This is a genomic window from Acidimicrobiales bacterium, assembly GCA_041394265.1.
Classification (GTDB): domain Bacteria; phylum Actinomycetota; class Acidimicrobiia; order Acidimicrobiales; family SZUA-35; genus JBBQUN01.
Window position 1 is genome coordinate 4,412,733 of sequence record JAWKIO010000005.1, and the last position, 18,798, is coordinate 4,431,530.

Genomic DNA, 18,798 nt, shown 5'->3' on the forward strand with positions numbered 1-18,798 from the left:
GCATCCGCCGATGCCCCTCGGTGTACTCCAGTCCGACGCCGGTGAACAGGGAGAAGTCGCGGCAAAGGTACGTTCACTCAACGTGACCGTTGCCGGGCCGATCATGGAACCGACGGGCGAGGGCCTGGGCGAATCGCTCCATCGTTGGCGATGCACCCCCGTCCTACCCTGAGCATCACCCCCACGGCAATGAAAAGAGCGAGGCAATGAAGGTTCTCCTTACCGGCGGCGAGGGCTACATCGGGACCGTGCTCGGCCCGATGCTGCTCGAGCGTGGCCACGACGTCACGGTGTACGACACCGGTTTCCACCGAGTGGGCTGGCTCTACGACGGTGTCGAGGCGGCGCCGCGTTGGCGCAAGCTCGACACCCGCCTCAGCCAACCGGCCGATCTCGAAGGCTTCGACGCCATTGTGCACCTCGCCGACATCTCGAACGATCCTGTCGGTGAACTCAACCCGGAGTTGACCTTCGACATCAACCACCGAGCCACCGTTCGCTTCGCCGAGATGGCCAAGGCGGCCGGCGTGGAACGCTTCGTCTACAGCTCCTCGTGCAGCGTGTACGGGGCCAGCGGTGCCGAGAGCGACGAGCTGGCCACCGAAGAGTCACCGACCGCTCCGATCACGGCATACGCCCAGTGCAAGGTCCTCGTCGAGAACGATCTCCGACCGATGGCCGACGACTCGTTCACGCCGGTGTTCCTCCGTAACGCCACTGCCTTCGGCGCCAGCCCTCGTATGCGCTTCGACCTGGTGGTGAACGAGCTCACTGCGCAGGCCTATCTCACTCGCAAGCTCGTTCTGCAGAGCGACGGCACGCCGTGGCGTCCGTTCGTCCACATTCGTGACATCGCGAAGGCGATGATTTGTTCGGTGGAAGCACCGGCCGACGCGGTGCGGGCTGAAGCGTTCAACGTCGGCGACACTCGATCCAACTATCAAGTCCGTGACATCTGCGAGATCATCGGTGAAGAGATTCCCGGTTGCGAGGTGCAGATCGGTGACCAGGGCGGTGACACCAGGAACTATCGTGTGAACTTCGACAAGATTGCTGCGAAGTTGCCCGGCTTTTCTGCAGACTGGGACGTCCGGTCCGGCGTGGTCGAACTGCGCGAGGTGCTCGATCGCATCCAGTTCGAGGAGCGCCTCCTGACCGCTCGGAATCACCGTCGTCTCAAGCAGATCCAGTACCTCATGGCAACCGACCAGATCGACGACAAGTTCTACTGGAAGTCCTGACCGGCGCTTGCGTCGACCCGTCCGAAACCATGGTGACTCGTCCGCGTGGCTGAACCCAGAGCTGCCCTCTCGGTGCTTGCGGTCGGGATCGCCAGTGGCCTCGGAACGGTCGATCTCGTCGGCATCGCGCCGGACCTCCCGGCCGAGGTCCTGCCGCTGGTCATCACGGCCGTTGCTGCCATCGGTGCCGCGCTCTCGCCCCCGGCCGTCCTCGCGCCGGGGCGGAGCCGCCTCATCCTCGGGCTGTTCGGTTCGTGGCTCGGCTGGAGCTATCTATCGGCGCTGACGAGCGAGGATCCCGCGCTGGCGATGGCCACGACGGCGTCGTTCGTCGCTGTGATGCTCGGTGCCATGGGCGTCGTGGCCCACCGAAGTCGAACGAGTCTGATCGTCGTGATGGGCGTCGCCGCACTGGTCCAGGCCGTCGCTGCACTGGTTGCGGCCTTCACCGTCGAGTTCGACCAGTTTCCGACACGGTTGTCCCTCGTCCACCTCGAGGCCAATCAGCTCGGGCGTTTCTTGGCGCTGTCGATCCTGCTCACCGTGTTGTGGATCATCGAGCATCCGGCGCGTCGCTGGTCCCCGGCCGTTGTTTTCGTCGCAGTCACCACCCTCGGCCTGCTGTTGACCGGGAGCCGGACTGCTCCGACTGCGCTCGTCGTTGCCGGCTTCATCGCCCTGCTCGCGGCACGGCGTTGGCGACTCCTGGTCGTCGGCGTCGTTGCGGGCACGGTCGTGGTGAGTGGTCTACTGGCCAGCGGGTTCGATGCCCGCATCGTCGAGCTCACGAATCGATCGGGCACCGAGCTGTCGAACCTCAACGGAGGCAACGGGCGCACGACGCTCTGGCCCGAAGTGTTGAACGTGATCGACGACCACCCGGTCACGGGAATCGGCCTCGGGGTCGATCGCGAGCGGATGCGCCAGATCAACGCAGAGACGGCCATCAGCTGGGACCCCCAGCACGTTCACAATCTGGTGTTGCACCTGGCGTTCACCACCGGTTGGGTAGGTGCGGCACTGTTCCTGTCGGCGATGGCGGTCGCGTTGGCGATGGCGCTGTGGCGGGGCGATCCGTGGGTCGGGGCGATCGTTGCGTTCATGCTGGTCGACGGCATCGCCGAGCCGGTGGTACGCCTTCCCCAGCCGACGTGGGTGGCGTTGATCGCCGTCATCACGCTGGCCTTCGTCCGCGGCAAGCCCACCGACGATGAGCAATCGGTCGTCGCCGAGACGGCGACGCCGAAGCGTCGTCGTACCGACACTGCGGCACCCGTCGCCGCGTCGCACGAGCGCCTTCCCTCACCGATTCCGCTCGGTCCGGTGCTGCTCGGCTCATCGGTCGCACTGTCACTCGCCATCGGGCTGGTGTGGCTGGAACCAGGGGAGTACCCGGTGCGCTATCGATGCCGAGATGAAGCCCCGCTCAACGCTGCCGGTCTGCTGGTCGACGTCGATCCCGGCGCCGGCACCCTCACGCTGCCCAACTCGACCACGCCGCTGCCGGCCGACCAGCTCGTCGACGGGGCTGCTCTCGGTGTGGACGGCGATGTGCTCGTCTTCGAGCCGGGGCAGACCGGCGTGCTGCTCCCGAATGACCTGCCGCGGGTCGTACGATGCGGCGCCGTGCGCGAGCACGGGCTCACGATCGACATCGACGTTGCCACCGCCGGGCTCGACACCGAGGGGCCGGGCCGGATCGTCACCCTCTCGGTCGGACCCGAGTGGTCGGAGATCGACCTCCACGTCGGGCAGCAAGCCGATCGACTCAGCCTCCGGTTCCGCCAGAGCAGCACGTGGCGCAACGACACCGAGGTCCCTGGCATCTTCACCGATCTGGCGATGCACCGACTCCGGGTCACCGTCTTCCAAGACCGGGTCGAGATTCGCAAGGACGGCGAGTTGGTCGATACTTGGGCCGGCTTCGAGCCACTCGAGTTCGACGAATGGCACGAGGATCGCCGAGCCGTGCTCGGCAACGAGGCCACCGGCGACCGTCCGTTCGTCGGCTCCCTCGAGCGACTACGGATCTACGAGGGTCAGTCGGTCCCCGCCATCCCCTCCTCCTGAACCATTCTGTGCGTCAAACGCATCGCAAATCCCGTTCTGTGCGTCAAAGTTCCCGGACCCGGGAACGTTGACGCACAGAACAGGTACGGCCGGTGGGTTTGACGCACAGAAGCGTTGGGGCAACATTGCGGCGCCGGGCGCCCGGCGCTGGTTCAGAGGGTTTCGACGTTGTGGCCGCTGAGCTTGTTGCGGGTGTCGAAGATGTAGTCGGCGTTGGCGAGGACGAGCTCGTAGTCCACGTCGCTGTGATCGGTAATCAACACGACGGCATCGGCAGCCGCCACCTCGTCGGCGGTGAGCTCGACTCGGGTGATCAGGTCGTCGTATTCGTAGCGGTCGATGTGGGGATCATGTGCATGGATGATCGCGCCCAACTCGACGAGCTGACGGATGATCGGTGACGCCGGTGTCTCGCGTGCGTCGTTGGAGTCTCGCTTGTAGGAGACGCCCAACACGAGGACCCGCGAGCCCTTGACCGGCTTCTCACGATCGTTGAGGCCGAGCTGGACCCGCTTCACCACGTAGTCAGGCATGTGCTCGTTGATGTCGTTCGCGATCTTGACGAAGCGGCTGATCGTGCCGAGCTGACGCTCGAACTTCCACGACAAGTAGGACGGATCGATCGGCAGGCAGTGGCCGCCGACACCCGGTCCGGGGTAGAAGGGCATGAACCCGAATGGCTTGCTGGCCGCGGCGGCGATCACTTCCCAGATGTCGATGCCGAGCGCCCGGGCTTGGGGTGCCAGTTCGTTCACCAGGGCGATGTTGACGTGGCGGTAGGTGTTCTCGAGCAGCTTGGCCATCTCGGCCTCACGGGTGCCGCTGACCGGCACCGTGGTCTCGACCAGGTCGTCGTAGAACGACTGGACCTTGGCAAGTGATTCGGGATTGACGCCGGCGACGATCTTCGGGGTTTTGGTGAAGGTCCAGGTGACGTTGCCGGGATCGATGCGCTCGGGGCTGAAGCCGAGGAAGAAGTCGACACCCGCCTTGAGGCCTGAGCCTGCTTCGAGAATCGGCGCCACGAATTCCTCGGTGGTGCCCGGATACGTGGTGCTCTCGAGGATGACCGTGCAGCCGGGGCGGATGTGGTCGGCAAGGAGATGGGAGGCCGACTCGATGTAGCTCATGTCAGGTGCGCCATCGGCCAGCGGGGTCGGCACGGTGATGACGGCGATATCGAAGTCCGCAAGATCGGCGGGCGACGAGGTGGCGCGATAGCGACCGGTCGCGTTGGCGGCTGCGACGTCGGCGTCGGTGATGTCGTCGATGTGTGAACGGCCGTTGTTGAGACCGTCGATCTTGCGCTGGTCGAGATCGAATCCCAGGACGTCGTAGCCGACCTCGACCGCTCGCATGGAGACCGGAAGGCCGACATAGCCCTGACCGATGAGAGCGACTCGGGTGGAGGATGGATCGAAGGTCATGAAACTTCCTGTGGCTAGGCGCCGCCGCGGCGCTCGATGGTCGGTGTTGCTCGACGGGTCACGACGTGCGGGATGCGTCGTACAGCGACGACACCCATTGTGTCGGCAGAACAGACCCGAAGTGGAGGATGGGGATGAGCAAATCGCTCGATCGGCCACGCGAAACGGGCGGGGGCCGAAGCCCCCGCCCGTGACGGTGTTCTTCAGATGCTCACACCGACGAGTCGGTGCTCACGGTGAGGTTCGAGCTTGTCGACCTCAGGCCGGGCAGGCCGGAGAACCCGAAGTGGCGGAACGCCAGGCCTCGTTGCCGGTCGGACCACCGTCGCGGCCGTCCATGAAGGCGGCGCCGGTGCCGTCGGCAGCGGTGACCGCCGAGCCCACACACTGGGGGCCGAAGCGGAACGCATTGGTGGAGTTGTCAGTGGCGACCGCAGGGGTCGGATCGGCGTCGAGCGTGGTGAGCGCCTCGATGCCGGCAGGCACGGTCGGAATGGCGTTATTGAACACCCACAGCTGCGTGAGCGCCGTCTGCCCCTGCACACCGTCGATCGAGGTGATCTGGTTGTACTGGGCCTGCAGCGTGGTCAGCGTGTCGGTGGCCGTTGGCAACGGCAACGACGTGAAGGTGTTCTTCGTTCCGTCGGTGTTGTTCGACGGATTGTTGTTGATGTACAGCTCCTGCAGGTCGGCGAGACCTGACACGTCGAGCGTGCTGAGACCGGCCTGGGTGGCGGTGATCACGTTGAGTGCCGACGCCGAGGTGAGGTCGGCCGGGCCGCTCAGGTTGGTGTAGGAGACGTTGACGAACCGCAGCCCGGTCATGCCGGCGAAGCCGGTCGGGATCGAGGTGATCTCGTTGAGGCTGAGGTTCAGGTCGACCAGGTCGGTCAGGTCGGCGAGCGACGAGTGGATGGCGCCGGTGGCGCCAGCCGAGTTCAGGGTCAGGGCCGTGAGCTTCCCGGCGGAGCAGGTGACACCGGCCCAGGTGCAGGGATCGGTCGAAGCCTTGGCCCAGGTGCCCGGGTAGTCCCGATCGTCGTCGGTGACGACCCAGTCCTTGCCACCGTTTTCGTTGTAGATCTTGACCAACGCCTGGCAGTCATCGTTCGGCATCGTGGTGACACCGGTGCAGACCGCGGCCGGATCCGGCGGGGTGTCGGGCTCAGGATCGGGATCCTTCGGCGTTGCCAGGCAGGTGCCGGCGACCGCATTGTTGATGAACTCGTCGGACGTGGCGAGGAACTCCGACAGCGCGACGTCGCGCCCACCGGTGATCTCGTCGGCCCAGTAGGCGAGGCCGGCGGCATCCGGGGTCCGGCACAGCAGCTGGTCGTACTGGTTGGTGACGCGGCGGTTGCGGTTCTCCTGGCTCTCGAAGAACTCCGAACCGATGCGAGCATCGCTGGTGCTCCCGAGGATGCCGAGCCAGAATGACTTTCCGGTGGGCTCTGAGGCACGGCCGAGGATGCGGACGTAGTTGCGCTCGATGAAGCCGTCGTCGGTGTTGCCAGCAAGGTTGCGGAACTCGGCGGAGCCGATGACCGATGCGGCGATCAGGGTGCTGGCCTTGCCGGTCTTGAGCTCGCCGATCCAGTAGGTGCGGCCAGCCGCATCGGGATCGCGCTCGAGCGCCTGGTTGTAGAGGTCGTCGACGAAGACGCCGAGCCATTCGTCGCCCCGCGACACATCGCTGACGAGTGAGGCGAAGTTGCCGGCCGTGGCCTTGGTGAGCCCGGCGGCGAGTTCGGTGGTGGAGGGCTCGCGCTGGAGGAAGCCGAGGTACATGGCGCGAACGATGCGCTCGTTCTCGGCCTGAGTGCGGGCAGCGGTGGCCGAGGCGGTTGCCGCAGGTGCGGAGACCGCGGCCGGCGCCGACTCTGCACCGGCAGCAAGTGGCGAGACCGCGAGCGAGCCCGTGAGGGCCACACCGGCTGCCACCGTGCCGAGGACACGACGTAGCGATGGGTTCATAAGGGAGAATCCTTTGATGGTGAATGCGGGCTGGCGAGACGGGAACCCCGCCAACGTCCGAATGTAGTCGCCTTCAGGCCTCAGCGTCGTGACGCAGTCGGTCCTTCAGGTGAAACTACCCATCGTCTTTTCGCTACGGAAAACTTGAGCCGTTCGGCCTACTGCCTGGTCACCGACGGAGTGTTCAGGTGGGGGCGTAGGGGTGGGCTGCTTTGAATTCGTTGCTTTCGGCGATCCACCGGACGACGCCGTGTCGGCTGAGTCGTCCGGAGGTGACTTCGCCGAGCCAGTAGTTGCGGCCGGCGGTGTCGGGGGTGCGACCGAGGACGTTGCCGTACACGGTGGTCACGAACGCTGCGTCGTCGAGGTTGCCGTATTTCTTGACGAATTCGCTGGATTGGGAGAAGCCCCAGGCGACGTCGTCGAGGGTGGAGCCGACTCGTGATTGGGCCAGCCAGTACTTGGCGCCGGCGACGTCGGGTTCGCGAGCGAGGAGGGCGTGGTAGAGCCGCAGGTAGTCGGCGTCGCCGGCGGTGTAGTCGCTCGCCGCCAGGATCTCCCCGACCGTGGCCGCATTCGCAATGGGGCCGTCGTAGCTCGGGCCGGCCGGCGGCGGTGTGGTGGTGTCGTTCTCACACCCCGGGATCGTGCGGAACTCGTAGTCGTTGCGATGGGCGGCGAGGAACTGCTCCACGCCGGCGACCATGGCCGATCGATCGAGCACTCCGTCGTGGAGGAGGATCCGGTTGCCGTGGGTCGCAGTTGCCAGCTTGGCGGCAATCTGATCGGCCACGGCGGGTCCGCCCGGCAGCGCCTCGGTGAAGACGTATTCGCTGGCGTCGATCTGCCAGGCGTTCTCGACCTGGTAGCCGAAGTCCTCGATGATGGTCACCTGGTTCTTGGTGATCCGTGACTTGCCCCACGGGGCACGGAAGCAGCGCATGTCGTAGCCGCTGACGGCCTTGACCCGCTCGTGCGTCTGACGCAGCTGTGTGTTGATCAACTCGGCGTCGCTGAGCGTGTCGAGTGGAAGATGGTTCCACGAGTGGTTGCCGACCGCGTGACCGTCGGCGTACATGCGGCGCAGCGCCGTCTGATTGGTCGCGCTCGCCAGCTTGTCGCCCACGATGAAGAAGGTGGCGTCGACGTCATAGGCGTCGAGCACGTTCATGAGGTGCGTCGTCTCGCCGTCGAGCGACGGGCCGTCGTCGAACGACAGATAGATGATCGGCTTGGCCGTTGCGCTGCCTGTCTGTTGGGCCGCTGACGTTGCCGCTGATGGAGTCGCTGCCACCACCGCCGTGCTGATCATGAACGCGGCAGCAACGAGACCGCCCACCCGCTTGTTGTTCGCCATGGTGAGGACGCTACCGGCCTCGACACCGCGCAGGAGAGAGCAGGATCACCTGTCGTTGCGGAGATGAGCGGAGTGGTCAGGTTGGGGCGTAGGGGTGGGCTGCTTTGAATTCGTTGCTTTCGGCGATCCACCGGACGACGCTGTGTCGGCTGAGTCGCCCGGAGGTGACTTCGCCGAGCCAGTAGTTGCGGCCGGCGGCGTCGGGAGTGCGACCGAGGACGTTGCCATAGACGGTGGTCACGAACGCTGCGTCGTCGAGGTTGCCGTACTTGGCGACGAACTCGGTGGATTGGGAGAATCCCCAGGCGACGTCGTCGAGGGTGGAGCCGACGCGTGACTGGGCCAGCCAGTACTTGGCGCCGGCGACGTCGGGTTCGCGAGCGAGGAGGGCGTGGTAGAGCCGCAGGTAGTTGGCGTCATTGGCCGTGTAGTCGCTCGCCGCCAGGATTTCCTCGACCGTTGCAGCACCGGCGACCGGGCCGTTGTAGACCGGGCCAGCCGGGGGCGGCGTGGTGGTCGGGGCCGTCGTGGTCGGTGGGGTGGTGATCGGTGGCGTCGAGTCGCCGCCGCAACCGGGGATGGGAAGGAAGGTGTAGTCGTCGCCGTGCTCGGCGAGGAACAGCTCGATGCCGGCGACCGTGGCCGACTTGTTCGCCACCCCGTCGTGGAGCAGGAAGGTCTCGCCGCCCGTGGCCGTCGCCAGCTTGTCGGCGGTGGCTCGGGCGATGATCCGCTTCCGTTCGGCTTCCCATGCTGCTCGTTCGGCCGTTGTCGCTCCGGCCGGGAGCGACGGCACGAGGTTTTCGAAGGTGTAGTCGCTGGCGTCGTTCCGTCCCCAGTAGTTCTCGACCTGGTAGCCGAACCCACGGATCAGGGCCAGTTCTCGCTCGTGGGTATAGGTGCTGCCCCATGGTGAGCGGAAGCACGCCATGTCGTGGCCGGTCACCGACTTCACCAGATCGTGGTTTCGCTTGAGTTGGACGTTGACGATCTCGTCGTCGCTCAGCTTGTCGAGCTCGAGGTGTTGGTACGAGTGGCTACCGAGGGCATGACCTTCGGCCAGCACCCGCCGCAACGATTCCTTGGTTGCCGGCGTCGTCACGTTCACTCCGTTGATGAAGAACGTGACCTTTGCGTTGTGCCGAGCGAGAACGTCGAGCAGCTGCGAGGTACCCCCGTCGAGCGACGGACCGTCGTCGAACGACAGATAGATCGCCGGCTTCGCTGATGCCTCGGCCGCCGCTCCGTTCGCCGTCGGTGCCAGCACCGCCCCACCGTTCGATGTCGCCATCAACGTTCCCACCGAGAACGCGACGATGCCCGCCAAGACGCGACCCACCCGCACACTTTTCGCCATGGCGGGCACGCTAGCCCAGTGCGGGCGGCGGACGCTGAGCAAGATCACTCATGGTGGTCGGCGCTCTCGGCCTGCACCAGCTCTTTGGCACGCTGCGTGATCAACCGGGCAGTGTTCCTAGCGAGACGTTCACACGTGTCGAAGTTCAGGACTCTGCGACACGCGCCGATGGGTCAGGGTCAGGTGTTCCTGTGCGCTGCGCCGTTCGTTGGGTCCTTCGACTCACGGCCCGGCTCGGATCGATTCGGTACCGTTCGAAGTGGATCAGCGTGTGGGACGCAAGGCCAACCCGAAAACGAACGGTCGGCGAGGGCCGGCCCTTGACAGGAGTCGGCGTCTGCCGGCCCACCACAGGAGTCCGAAAATGTCAGTGATCATCGTGACCGGAGCAGGCGGCTTGATCGGTGCCCAGACGGTCCGTCACTTCGCCAAGTCCGCCGACATCATCGTCGGTGTCGACAACGACATGCGGGCCTACTTCTTCGGCGAGGAATCCTCCACGGCGTGGGCGACCGATACCCACCAGGCCGATCTCGACAACTACGTGCACCGCGCCCTCGACATTCGTGACCGGGCCGGCGTCAACGATCTCATCGCCGAGTACGGCACCGACATCTCACTCATCGTGCACACCGCCGCTCAGCCGTCACACGACTGGGCCGCCCGTGAGCCGTTCACCGACTTCGACGTCAACGCCGTCGGCACGCTGAACCTGCTCGAGGCCACCAGGCTCCACGCACCGCAGGCCACCTTCATCTTCACCTCGACCAACAAGGTGTATGGCGACACCCCGAACCGTCTCCCCCTGATCGAGCTCGAGGGCCGCTACGAACTCGACCCGTCACATGAGTGGGCCGAGCACGGCATCCCCGAGGAGATGTCGCTCGACAACTCGACCCACAGCATCTTCGGCGCCTCCAAGGTGGCCGCCGATGTGATGGTGCAGGAATACGGCAAGTACTTCGACATGAAGACCGGCGTCTTCCGGGGCGGCTGCCTGACCGGACCGGGCCACTCCGGCGCCGAGCTGCACGGCTTCCTCGCCTACCTGATGCGCTGCACCGTGATCGGTCGGCCCTACACAGTGTTCGGCTACAAGGGCAAGCAGGTCCGTGACAACATCCACTCCGAGGATCTGATCGCGGCGTTCGACGCGTTCGCCAAGAACCCCCGTGTCGGCGAGGCCTACAACATCGGGGGCGCCCGCACGGCGAACTGCTCGATGCTCGAAGCCATCGACATGTGCGAAGCGGTGGCGGGTCGCAAGCTCGAGTGGACCTATGCCGAGGACAACCGGATCGGTGACCACATGTGGTGGATCTCCGACATTTCCAAGTTCGAGTCCCACTATCCGGACTTCAAGCTCACCTACGATATCAAGGGCATCATTGCCGACATCTACGAGCGTGCCTCCGACCGGTGGCTCGCTGAGGCCACGGTGTGAACGACGCCAGGCAGGACCAAGCGACCAGGCAGGACCGTGTGACCGATCAAGACCCTGTGACCGATCAAGACCCTGTGACCGATCAAGACGCTGTGACCGAACAGCACCCCGCATCCGAGCGGCGGGGCGAGTCGCACGCCGGGGCGTCCGCCGGTGTCATCGAGCGTCTCAACGTCTTCGGCATCGGTGTGTCGAAGACCACCTACGCCGAAGCAGCCGATGCCATCGTGGCCGCCGGCAAACGTCATCAGTCCTTCGGCATGACGGCGCTCGCCGTGCACGGGCTCATCGAAGCGGTCACCAACGACGAGTTCGGTGCACTCATCAACGAGCGCTTCGATCTCGTCACTCCTGACGGTATGCCGGTCAAGTGGGCCATGAACCTGCTCCACCGTGCCGGGTTGGAGAGCCGAGTGGCTGGACCCGAGGTGATCTGGCACGTCTTCGAGCGGGCCGAGCGTGAGGGCGTGTCGATCTTCCTCTACGGCTCCACCGGTGAGACCTGCCGTCTCTTCGCCGAGGCCATCACCAACCGGCATCCCAATCTCTTGATCGCTGGTATCCAACCCGATCGTTTCCGCGACGCCACGCCCGAGGAAGATCTCGCCGACATCGAGGTCATTCACGACTCGGGCGCCGGCATCGTCCTCGTCGGACGAGGTTGCCCCCGCCAAGAGCGTTGGGTTGCCGATCACCGCGGCAAGGTCGACGCCGCCATGATGGCGGTCGGTGCGGCCTTCGATTTCGGGGCCGGTCTCAAATCCCGCCCACCCACCTTGATTCAGCGCCTCGGTCTCGAATGGGCGTGGCGTCTCGCCGCCGAGCCCAAGCGGCTCTGGCGCCGGTATCTGAGTACCAACTCTCGCTTCCTCGCTCTGCTCACGACGGCGATGGTTCGCCGAGCATCCGGATCGACCGTCCCGGTCATTCCGACGCCCGCCCCCCTCGAGGGACTGACGGCCCGCAACGGCGCAGGCTCGAGTTTGCCGACTCGTGCCGTGCCGAATCCGCCGGTCTCCTCGGACAACACCACAACGGTTACTGCCCCATGATGTACGAACCTGGATCGATCGCGCAGGATGCGCCCGGACTCGAAGATTACATCGGCGCGGTCAAGCGCCGATTCATCACGGTGCTCGTGTGCGCCGCGGTCGGCCTGGTGCTGGCCAACATCTACACCCAGGTCCGTACCGACAACTACGAAGCGGCCGCTCGGGTCGAGCTGAACCCGTCACCCGTCGGTTCGGTGAACAATCAGCTCGTGAACCCGGTGCTCGAGAAGGAACGGGAGATCCTGCGCTCGCTCCCGATCGCTCGCGAAGTGGTCGACATCGTCGGCGCCGACCGGGTCGAAGGTGGCGACCCGCAGTCGCTGCTACGGCCGATGAAGGTGGACTTCCGTCCCGACTCCGACGTGCTCAACCTGTCGTTCACCTCGACCGACCCTGAGTTGGCCCGCGACGCGGTCAACGGTTTCGCCGACGTCTACGTTGCCCAGCGCAACGGCGAGGCTGACGCGTATTACGACGAGCGCATCACCGCCACCAACGACTTGATCACGCCGTTGCAGGCCCTGATCGATCAGGAAGAGCAGGACATCCTGGCCGCACAGGCGGCGGCCGCCCGGGCCGACGCCGGCTCGGCCGAGCGCCAGTCGCAGTTCGACCTCGCGTCGCAGATCACCCAGACCCGGGCACAGGATCTCGTCCGCCTGCGGGCGCTGCAGACCGATCTGGCCGAGTTTCAGCGGTCGAAGGCCACCCTCAACGACCCCAGTTCGGTGCTCGAATACGCCGAGACCCCTCGGGCCCCGCTCGGCCTCGGCGCCAGCACCCTGATGGCCGTCGGCCTGATCCTCGGCTCGATCATGGGCGTGGTCCTCGCCTTCACCCTCGATCGCCTCGACAAGACCGCTCGTGATCGTGACAGCATCGAGGCCACCCTGGGCGTCGACGTGCTCGCGTCGGTGCCGAACCTCGGGTTCGCCCGTTCGCTCGGTGGAGCGCTGCTGGTCATGCGTTCCGAGAAGCGCTCCAGCGTCATCCTGGTCGCCCAGGAGTCGTATCGCCGCCTCCGTTCGTCGTTGTTGTTCCTCGCTGGAGCGCAGGGCCTGCGCTCGGTGCTGCTCACCAGCGCAACACCGGGCGAAGGCAAGTCGGTCACCTCGGCCAACACCGCCATCGCCCTGGCGGAGTCCGGCAAGCGAGTCGTGCTGGTCTCGGCCGACCTTCGTCGCCCAAGCCTCGACAAGTTGTTCGGGCTCGACGAGTCCGAGGGCCTCGGCGATTGGCTGGCCGATCCAGAGATGAAGCGCATCCCGATGCGCCCGGTCGGAGAGAACTTGCGCATCGTGCCTGCCGGTCATCTGCCTCGCAACCCTGGTGAGCTGATGTCGTCGGCCCGGTTCGACTCGCTGATCAAGACCCTCGCCAGCATGGCCGACATCGTGCTCGTTGACTCGCCGCCGGTGCTCAATGCCGCCGACGCCGTCGGCGCCTCCGTCTACGTCGACGGCGTCATCGTGGTGGTCGACAGCCTCCGCACCGACACCGCATCGCTGAATCGTCTCCGCTCCGACATCGAACGGGCCGGCGGCAAGTTGCTGGGCGCCGTGCTCAACAAGGAGCGACGGGCAGCGATCACCTCGTACGGCCAGCGCTACACCTACGAAACTCGAAAGTGACCATGGTGGCTGGGGCCCGGCCCCAGGTGTACGAGCGGGCGTTCATCAAACGACCGGGTCAGGTCGAACGAATGGTGGCGACCTTCGCCCTGTTCATCCTGGCCTATGCCGTGCCGACCACGTGGTTCCGGTCCTATGGCGGGTCGTTCGTCGCCGTGCAACCGAGCGACCCGATCACCCAGCTGTCGTTCCTCGGCTGCTACGGGTTTCTCCTCAGCCGCCTGCATGGAAACGAGAAGCAGTTCGTCAAGGCCATTCGGGTCGAGCCGCTGCTGTTCTCGTGGGTGTTCTTCTGCCTGCTCTCGGCCGTCTGGTCCGAAGACCCCGCACGCACGCTCGACTTCTCGATCATCTTCCTGCTCACCACGCTGGTCGGTTACTACCTGTTCATCCGATTCGAGCTCGAGGAAGTGCTCTGGATGATCATGTGGGTGTCCCTACTCGGGGTGGTCTCGAACATCGTCTTCAGCCTCGCGCTGCCGGTGTATGCCGACACGCCATTGGGCTGGAGCGGGGTCCAGACCGACAAGAACTCGCTCGGCCGGGCGTCGGTCTTCGAGCTGATCAACCTGCTCATGGCCGCACGGCTGTTCCGGCGGTTCCGGGTCGTCTGTTACCTGGGCGCGGCGGGTTCCCTCTTCCTGATGTTCGGCTCGACATCGGGCACGTCGCTCGGCGGCGGGATCGCGCTCATCGGGTTCATGGTCATGTTTCAGGCGTTCCGGGGTCGCAAGACCCTCTACGGCGCCGTTGCCACCGGCTACTTCACGGCGGTGGTCGTCGGGATCTACGTGGGCTTGACGCAGCTCGAGGTCATTGCCGGCATCGTGGGCAAGGACGTCACACTCACGGGACGAACCGATTTGTGGATCCTCGTCATCAACGAGATCCCGAAGCGCTTCTGGTTGGGCTCGGGCGCCGGTGCGTTCTGGACCGATTGGTTCGGCCCGGCGCACGAGGTGTGGATCGACTTCGGAGGGCGCCTGCCCCACGCCCACAATGCCCTGCTCGAATACATGCTCGAGCTCGGCATCGTCGGGACCAGCATGTTCATGATCATGTATGTCCGCGCCGTCGTTCGCGCCACCCGCTTCGTACGCGCCGTCCCCGGCGTGCTCGGCCTGTGGCCGCTGACGATTCTCACCTACACGCTGCTGTACTCGATCACCGAGGTCGGCGTGCAAGGACGCACCATCTACTGGGTGGCATTCATTCTTGCGGTCCTCACCGTCGCCCGGCAGGGCAAGGTGCCTCTGGAGATGGGCTACAAGCAGCGCCAAGCCCGCATGGCGACACTGGCGTCGCTCGGCATCGACGAGCGCTACCTCGACGACGATCCTCCGATGCCCGTCGCTGCCGGCCATCAACCACCAACGGGTGAGGTTCTTGACGTGGACGACGACGATCCCTGGCGCAACTGATCGTGAGCGTCATCGCCAAGGTCAAGTCGAAGGCCCTCGGTTCACAGACCAAACGCAACACGGTTTTCGCCCTCGGGGCCGAGATCGCTCAGCTCGCGCTGAGCATGGCGGCCTTCTTCCTGATCTACAAGTCACTCGGCGCCGAGTCGTTCGGGCTCTACTCGGCGGCGATCGCCCACGGCCTCCTCGCGGCGACGATCGGCTATTTCGGTTCTCAGCAGTTGCTGATGCGGGACTTCGCCCTCGGGCGGCCGTTCCAGGTCCTCTGGAGTCGCCTGCTCTCGACCGTGCTGGCGGGCACGGTCATCTTCAGCGCGCTGCTGATGGTCACTCGTGGTTGGCTCCTCGACCAGGTCTCGCCGGTGACGTACCTGCTGCTCGTCGTGTCGCAGATGCTCTTCTTCGGCCTCACCGACTTCGCCGTGATCGCCGCTCAGGCGCACCGAAAGCTCGAGGTCGCCATGCGGGTTCGCCTCTCGACGGGCGTGATCCGACTCATCGGTGTCCTGGTCTTCTTCGTGGTCGGCAATGGCACGCTCGATCAGTGGGCGGTATTCGGACTATTCGCGTGGGGTGCCGCTGCGGCCTGGTCGCTGGTCACGGTCCGGTCATCGTTCGGCGCCTCGCCGACCCTCGGGACCTTCACACAGCACGACATTCGCGACGGCATTCCCTACACCCTGATGGGTGGTGCCAACACCTTGCTCGACTCCATGGACAAGACCATGTTGCCGAAGTACGGCTTCGAGCTGCAGGCGGGCTGGTACGCCGCCGGGTACCGCATCGCTGCGCTCGCCGTGGTGCCGGTCATGGCGCTGGTGCGCGCCACCGATCAGGACTTCTTCGGCGCCGGCTCGCGCAGTCTCGCCGAGGCGTATGTACTGGCGAAGAAGCTGGTGCGTCCGGTCATTCTCTTCGGCATCGCGGCGGGGATCGGCCTGTTCATCTTCGCTCCGGTCTTCCCCTGGATTCTGCGGGACCAGGACGCGCAGATGGACACCGTCATTCGCTGGCTGGCCGTGCTCCCGCTCATCCGTGGCGTCTCGATCTTCCCCGCGAATGCACTCACCGGCGCCGGCCGGCAGGGGCTTCGCAACGGGCTCATCGTCATGGCGATGGTCATCAACTTCGCGATCAACGTGTGGCTGATCCCGTCGTACAACTGGAAGGGCGCCGTCGCCGCCACGTTGGTCGCCGAGTCACTGAGTGCCATCGGCATGTGGATCGCATTGGTCTACCTGGTGCGCAAGGACCGCCGGATCGACGACTTCGAGGCGCAGCTCATCGAGGAGTACGGCGAGCCCCAGCGGCGTTGACGATGCGCTCGTAGACCTCGAGCAGGCGAGCGCCACCGAGCTCGCGGTCGTACTCGGTCTCGAACAATCGGCGTCCGGCGGTCGAGGCCCGGCCGATCCAATCGAGATCGTTCAACCGTGCCAACTCACGGGTCCACGCCGCAGTGTTCCCGGGTTCGACGAGGATGCCCGCCTCGGTGCCGGCCAGTGTGCCTCGCAGCGGCGGGTGATCGGCGACGATCACCGGAAGGCCGGCGCCGAGTGATTCGAGGAGGGACAGCGGCTGGCCTTCGTAGCACAGTGACGGCACGGCCACGGCCCGGGCGCCGAGCACAAGACGCTCGACCTCTGACCGAGGGATCCGTCCCGCGAAGCGAATACTCGGGCAGCCGGCCGCGGCAGCTCGCAGCTCGGCATCGAGCGGCCCATCACCGACCAGTTCGAGCACGAGACCCTCGGGCGGTGCCGCCATCCACGCGTCGACGAGGAACTGCGGTCCCTTCTCCTCGGACAGCCGTCCGACGAACAGCACGGTGTCGGAGGCGGAGGGGTGCACGGTCCGTGGTCCGGGATCGTGCACCCCGTGAGGCATCACGACCACCTGTTCTCGGCGCAAGCCGGCATCGACGAGGATGTCGGCACCGAACTCGGTCATGACGGTGGCGACATCGAGTTCGTTGGCGAGCGTCTTTCGCTGCTGATGGAACGCCAGCGTGCCGGCGGCAATCCCCGACATGACGTAGCTGTCGCGGTAACACTTACGAATGGCGCCACGCCAGGGCCCGTGGCCGCGGCAATCGTCACAGGCCACGCCGTTGCGGAGGAAGAGCGAGTTGATACAGCTCTGCCGGTAGTTGTGGAAGGTGGCCACGGTGGGAAGGCCGGCGGCGTGGCCGGCGCCGAAGACCGAGTGGGACAGGGTGAACCAGGTGTTGTGGATGTGGACGACGTCGGGCCGGACCCGTTCGATCTCGGCATCGACGGCTCGCCGCGCCGATCGGTTCCACAGTGATTGGGCCAGGGTCAACGCGGCCTGGCCACCCGACTCAGGGTTCTCGACCTGGTACTGCACGACCTCGACGCCGTGCGCAGCGAGCAATTCGGCCTCGGACGCGACGACGGCTTCTTCGCCGCCTTCGAAGCGGTAGCGACAGTGGATCTGGAGGACTCGCATCACGCGTCGTTCGGATCGGGGGCCGGGGTCGGCTCGATGATGCCGAGCGTTTCGAGCGCCGTGACGAAGCCGGCGGCGTAGGTGGCCACCATGTCCTCCATCGAGAACTCGTGGGCCCGGCTCCGGGCCTGCTGCTGGAGTTGCACGAGACGAGGGCGATCGTCGAAGAGCTCGGACACGGTGGTGGCGTACTGCTGGGGCGTGACCTCACGGTCGAGGACGATGCAGTCGAAGTCGGGCTTGAGATAGGCCATCTCCGGCCCATGCCCGGTATCGGCGACGGTGACGATCGGTCGCCCGAGTGCGAGCGAGTCGATGGCGACCAGGCCGATGGCACCAGGGTTGAGGATGACGTCGGCGAGCAGGGCGTGGCGCACGAGGTCGGAATCGAAGCGAGCGCCGACGTCATGGATCCACGGGTGTTCTGCCGCCGCGGCATCGATCGCCGCCCGGTCGTTGCCGTCGCCGATGATCAGGAGCTCGAAATCGGGTTGCAGCGCCCGGAGTTCGAGTGCGGCATCGATGAGGAAGTCGGGTCGCTTGTCGGGATAGATCCGACCGATGTAGGCGCCGATCGGCCCCGCTCCGAGGCCCAGTTCGCTGCGCAGCGTGGCCAGCTCGGTCTCGGTCGTCGCTTCGATCTGAGCTCGCCGCGCGTTGTTGTCGAGCGCGTTGGTGAACACGGTGACCCGTTCGCGTGGGAATCCCATCTCGGCGACGATGTCGGCGGAGTTCTCGGTGTAGGCGAAGAACCAATCGGCTCGTCGAGTCAGCCACTCCTTCGAGCGCTCGACGATGGTCGTGTGGTCGTCGGTCTGGTGGTTGCGACCGTGGCCCGTGAGGATGATCCTCGGTCCGCCGACGAGGCGGCGAACGAGGAAGAGGTAGTTGGCAACCGCTTTGACCTGCTGCTCGAGCATGATCACATCGCAGCCGGTTGCGGCTCGCTGCGCGCCGTGCCACAGCACGGTCTTGCCGGCGATCGACAGGTGCCGAGTCTTGACCTTGGTGGCCCATGGCAGCTCGACGACACCGCCGATGGGCTGCTCGTCGGCCCACGGTTCGCCATACAACACGCGGTACTCGATGCCCTGGAGCGCGAGCTCGTCGCGGACCGCATCGAAGAAGTGCTTGCGATAGTGCGCGGCATAGCGAATGAGTTGACCGACCACCGCCCTGGTCGGGGGCAGCGCCGTCGGTGGCGTTGTCGGCGGTGGGGTTGCAGGAGCCATGAAGGCCTTCCGAATCGGACGGGCGGGACTGTAGGTACCATCGGCGCGAGACCTCGTAGATCAAGCCTCGGAATGTGCCGTTCACCGAGTGTGGCCAGCTGGTGGGTCGCCGTGGTGCACCAC

13 protein-coding genes are annotated in these 18,798 nt (G+C 65.6%); 7 read left to right on the forward strand and 6 right to left on the reverse strand.

Translation table 11 applies throughout. The features are described 5' to 3' along the window. The first annotated feature begins 206 nt into the window (after positions 1-206). Both R2733_21250 and R2733_21255 read left to right on the forward strand, forming a co-directional pair. Positions 207-1,241, forward strand: a complete 1,035-nt coding sequence (locus R2733_21250) for an SDR family oxidoreductase (GenBank protein MEZ5379039.1) — start codon at positions 207-209, stop codon at positions 1,239-1,241. Between the two features lie 45 nt (positions 1,242-1,286). Next, positions 1,287-3,311 carry an O-antigen ligase family protein gene (locus tag R2733_21255; GenBank protein MEZ5379040.1) on the forward strand — a complete coding sequence of 675 codons (2,025 nt, stop codon included), beginning with the start codon at positions 1,287-1,289 and terminating at the stop codon, positions 3,309-3,311. Between the two features lie 152 nt (positions 3,312-3,463). Here R2733_21255 and R2733_21260 read toward each other — a convergent pair whose 3' ends face one another. The 4 genes from R2733_21260 to R2733_21275 all read right to left on the reverse strand — a co-directional run bounded on the left by R2733_21260 (position 3,464) and on the right by R2733_21275 (position 9,426). After that, complete coding sequence (locus R2733_21260) at positions 3,464-4,738, reverse strand: nucleotide sugar dehydrogenase (protein ID MEZ5379041.1); 1,275 nt, start codon at positions 4,736-4,738, stop codon at positions 3,464-3,466. A gap of 258 nt (positions 4,739-4,996) precedes the next feature. Beyond that, the gene (locus R2733_21265; protein ID MEZ5379042.1) at positions 4,997-6,712 is read right to left on the reverse strand and encodes a DUF4214 domain-containing protein; all 1,716 of its coding nucleotides are present in this window, start codon (positions 6,710-6,712) and stop codon (positions 4,997-4,999) included. A 184-nt stretch (positions 6,713-6,896) separates the two neighbouring features. Beyond that, positions 6,897-8,069 (reverse strand): DUF4214 domain-containing protein, encoded by a 1,173-nt coding sequence (locus tag R2733_21270; protein MEZ5379043.1) that lies wholly within the window; start codon positions 8,067-8,069, stop codon positions 6,897-6,899. A 76-nt stretch (positions 8,070-8,145) separates the two neighbouring features. Beyond that, the gene (locus R2733_21275; GenBank protein MEZ5379044.1) at positions 8,146-9,426 is read right to left on the reverse strand and encodes a DUF4214 domain-containing protein; all 1,281 of its coding nucleotides are present in this window, start codon (positions 9,424-9,426) and stop codon (positions 8,146-8,148) included. A gap of 364 nt (positions 9,427-9,790) precedes the next feature. On the opposite strand from R2733_21275, the gene R2733_21280 reads away from it, so the two are divergent. The 5 genes from R2733_21280 to R2733_21300 all read left to right on the forward strand — a co-directional run bounded on the left by R2733_21280 (position 9,791) and on the right by R2733_21300 (position 16,290). Beyond that, positions 9,791-10,870 (forward strand): NAD-dependent epimerase/dehydratase family protein, encoded by a 1,080-nt coding sequence (locus tag R2733_21280; GenBank protein MEZ5379045.1) that lies wholly within the window; start codon positions 9,791-9,793, stop codon positions 10,868-10,870. Positions 10,871-10,944: 74 nt separating this feature from the next. Continuing rightward, a complete protein-coding gene (locus tag R2733_21285; GenBank protein ID MEZ5379046.1) occupies positions 10,945-11,922 on the forward strand; it encodes a WecB/TagA/CpsF family glycosyltransferase in 978 nt (325 codons plus the stop codon). After that, positions 11,919-13,553, forward strand: a complete 1,635-nt coding sequence (locus R2733_21290; protein MEZ5379047.1) for a polysaccharide biosynthesis tyrosine autokinase — start codon at positions 11,919-11,921, stop codon at positions 13,551-13,553. The genes R2733_21285 and R2733_21290 overlap by 4 nt, the downstream gene beginning before the upstream one ends. 2 nt (positions 13,554-13,555) lie before the next feature. Next, positions 13,556-14,974, forward strand: a complete 1,419-nt coding sequence (locus R2733_21295) for an O-antigen ligase (GenBank protein ID MEZ5379048.1) — start codon at positions 13,556-13,558, stop codon at positions 14,972-14,974. A 2-nt stretch (positions 14,975-14,976) separates the two neighbouring features. Beyond that, entirely contained in the window at positions 14,977-16,290 is a 1,314-nt protein-coding gene (locus R2733_21300; GenBank protein ID MEZ5379049.1) for a polysaccharide biosynthesis C-terminal domain-containing protein, read from the forward strand. Here the strand turns inward: R2733_21300 and R2733_21305 are convergent. After that, positions 16,256-17,443 carry a glycosyltransferase family 4 protein gene (locus tag R2733_21305; protein MEZ5379050.1) on the reverse strand — a complete coding sequence of 396 codons (1,188 nt, stop codon included), beginning with the start codon at positions 17,441-17,443 and terminating at the stop codon, positions 16,256-16,258. The genes R2733_21300 and R2733_21305 overlap by 35 nt on opposite strands. Further along, complete coding sequence (locus R2733_21310) at positions 17,443-18,675, reverse strand: glycosyltransferase family 4 protein (protein MEZ5379051.1); 1,233 nt, start codon at positions 18,673-18,675, stop codon at positions 17,443-17,445. Before R2733_21310 ends, R2733_21305 begins: the two co-directional genes overlap by 1 nt. Positions 18,676-18,798: the final 123 nt, after the last annotated feature.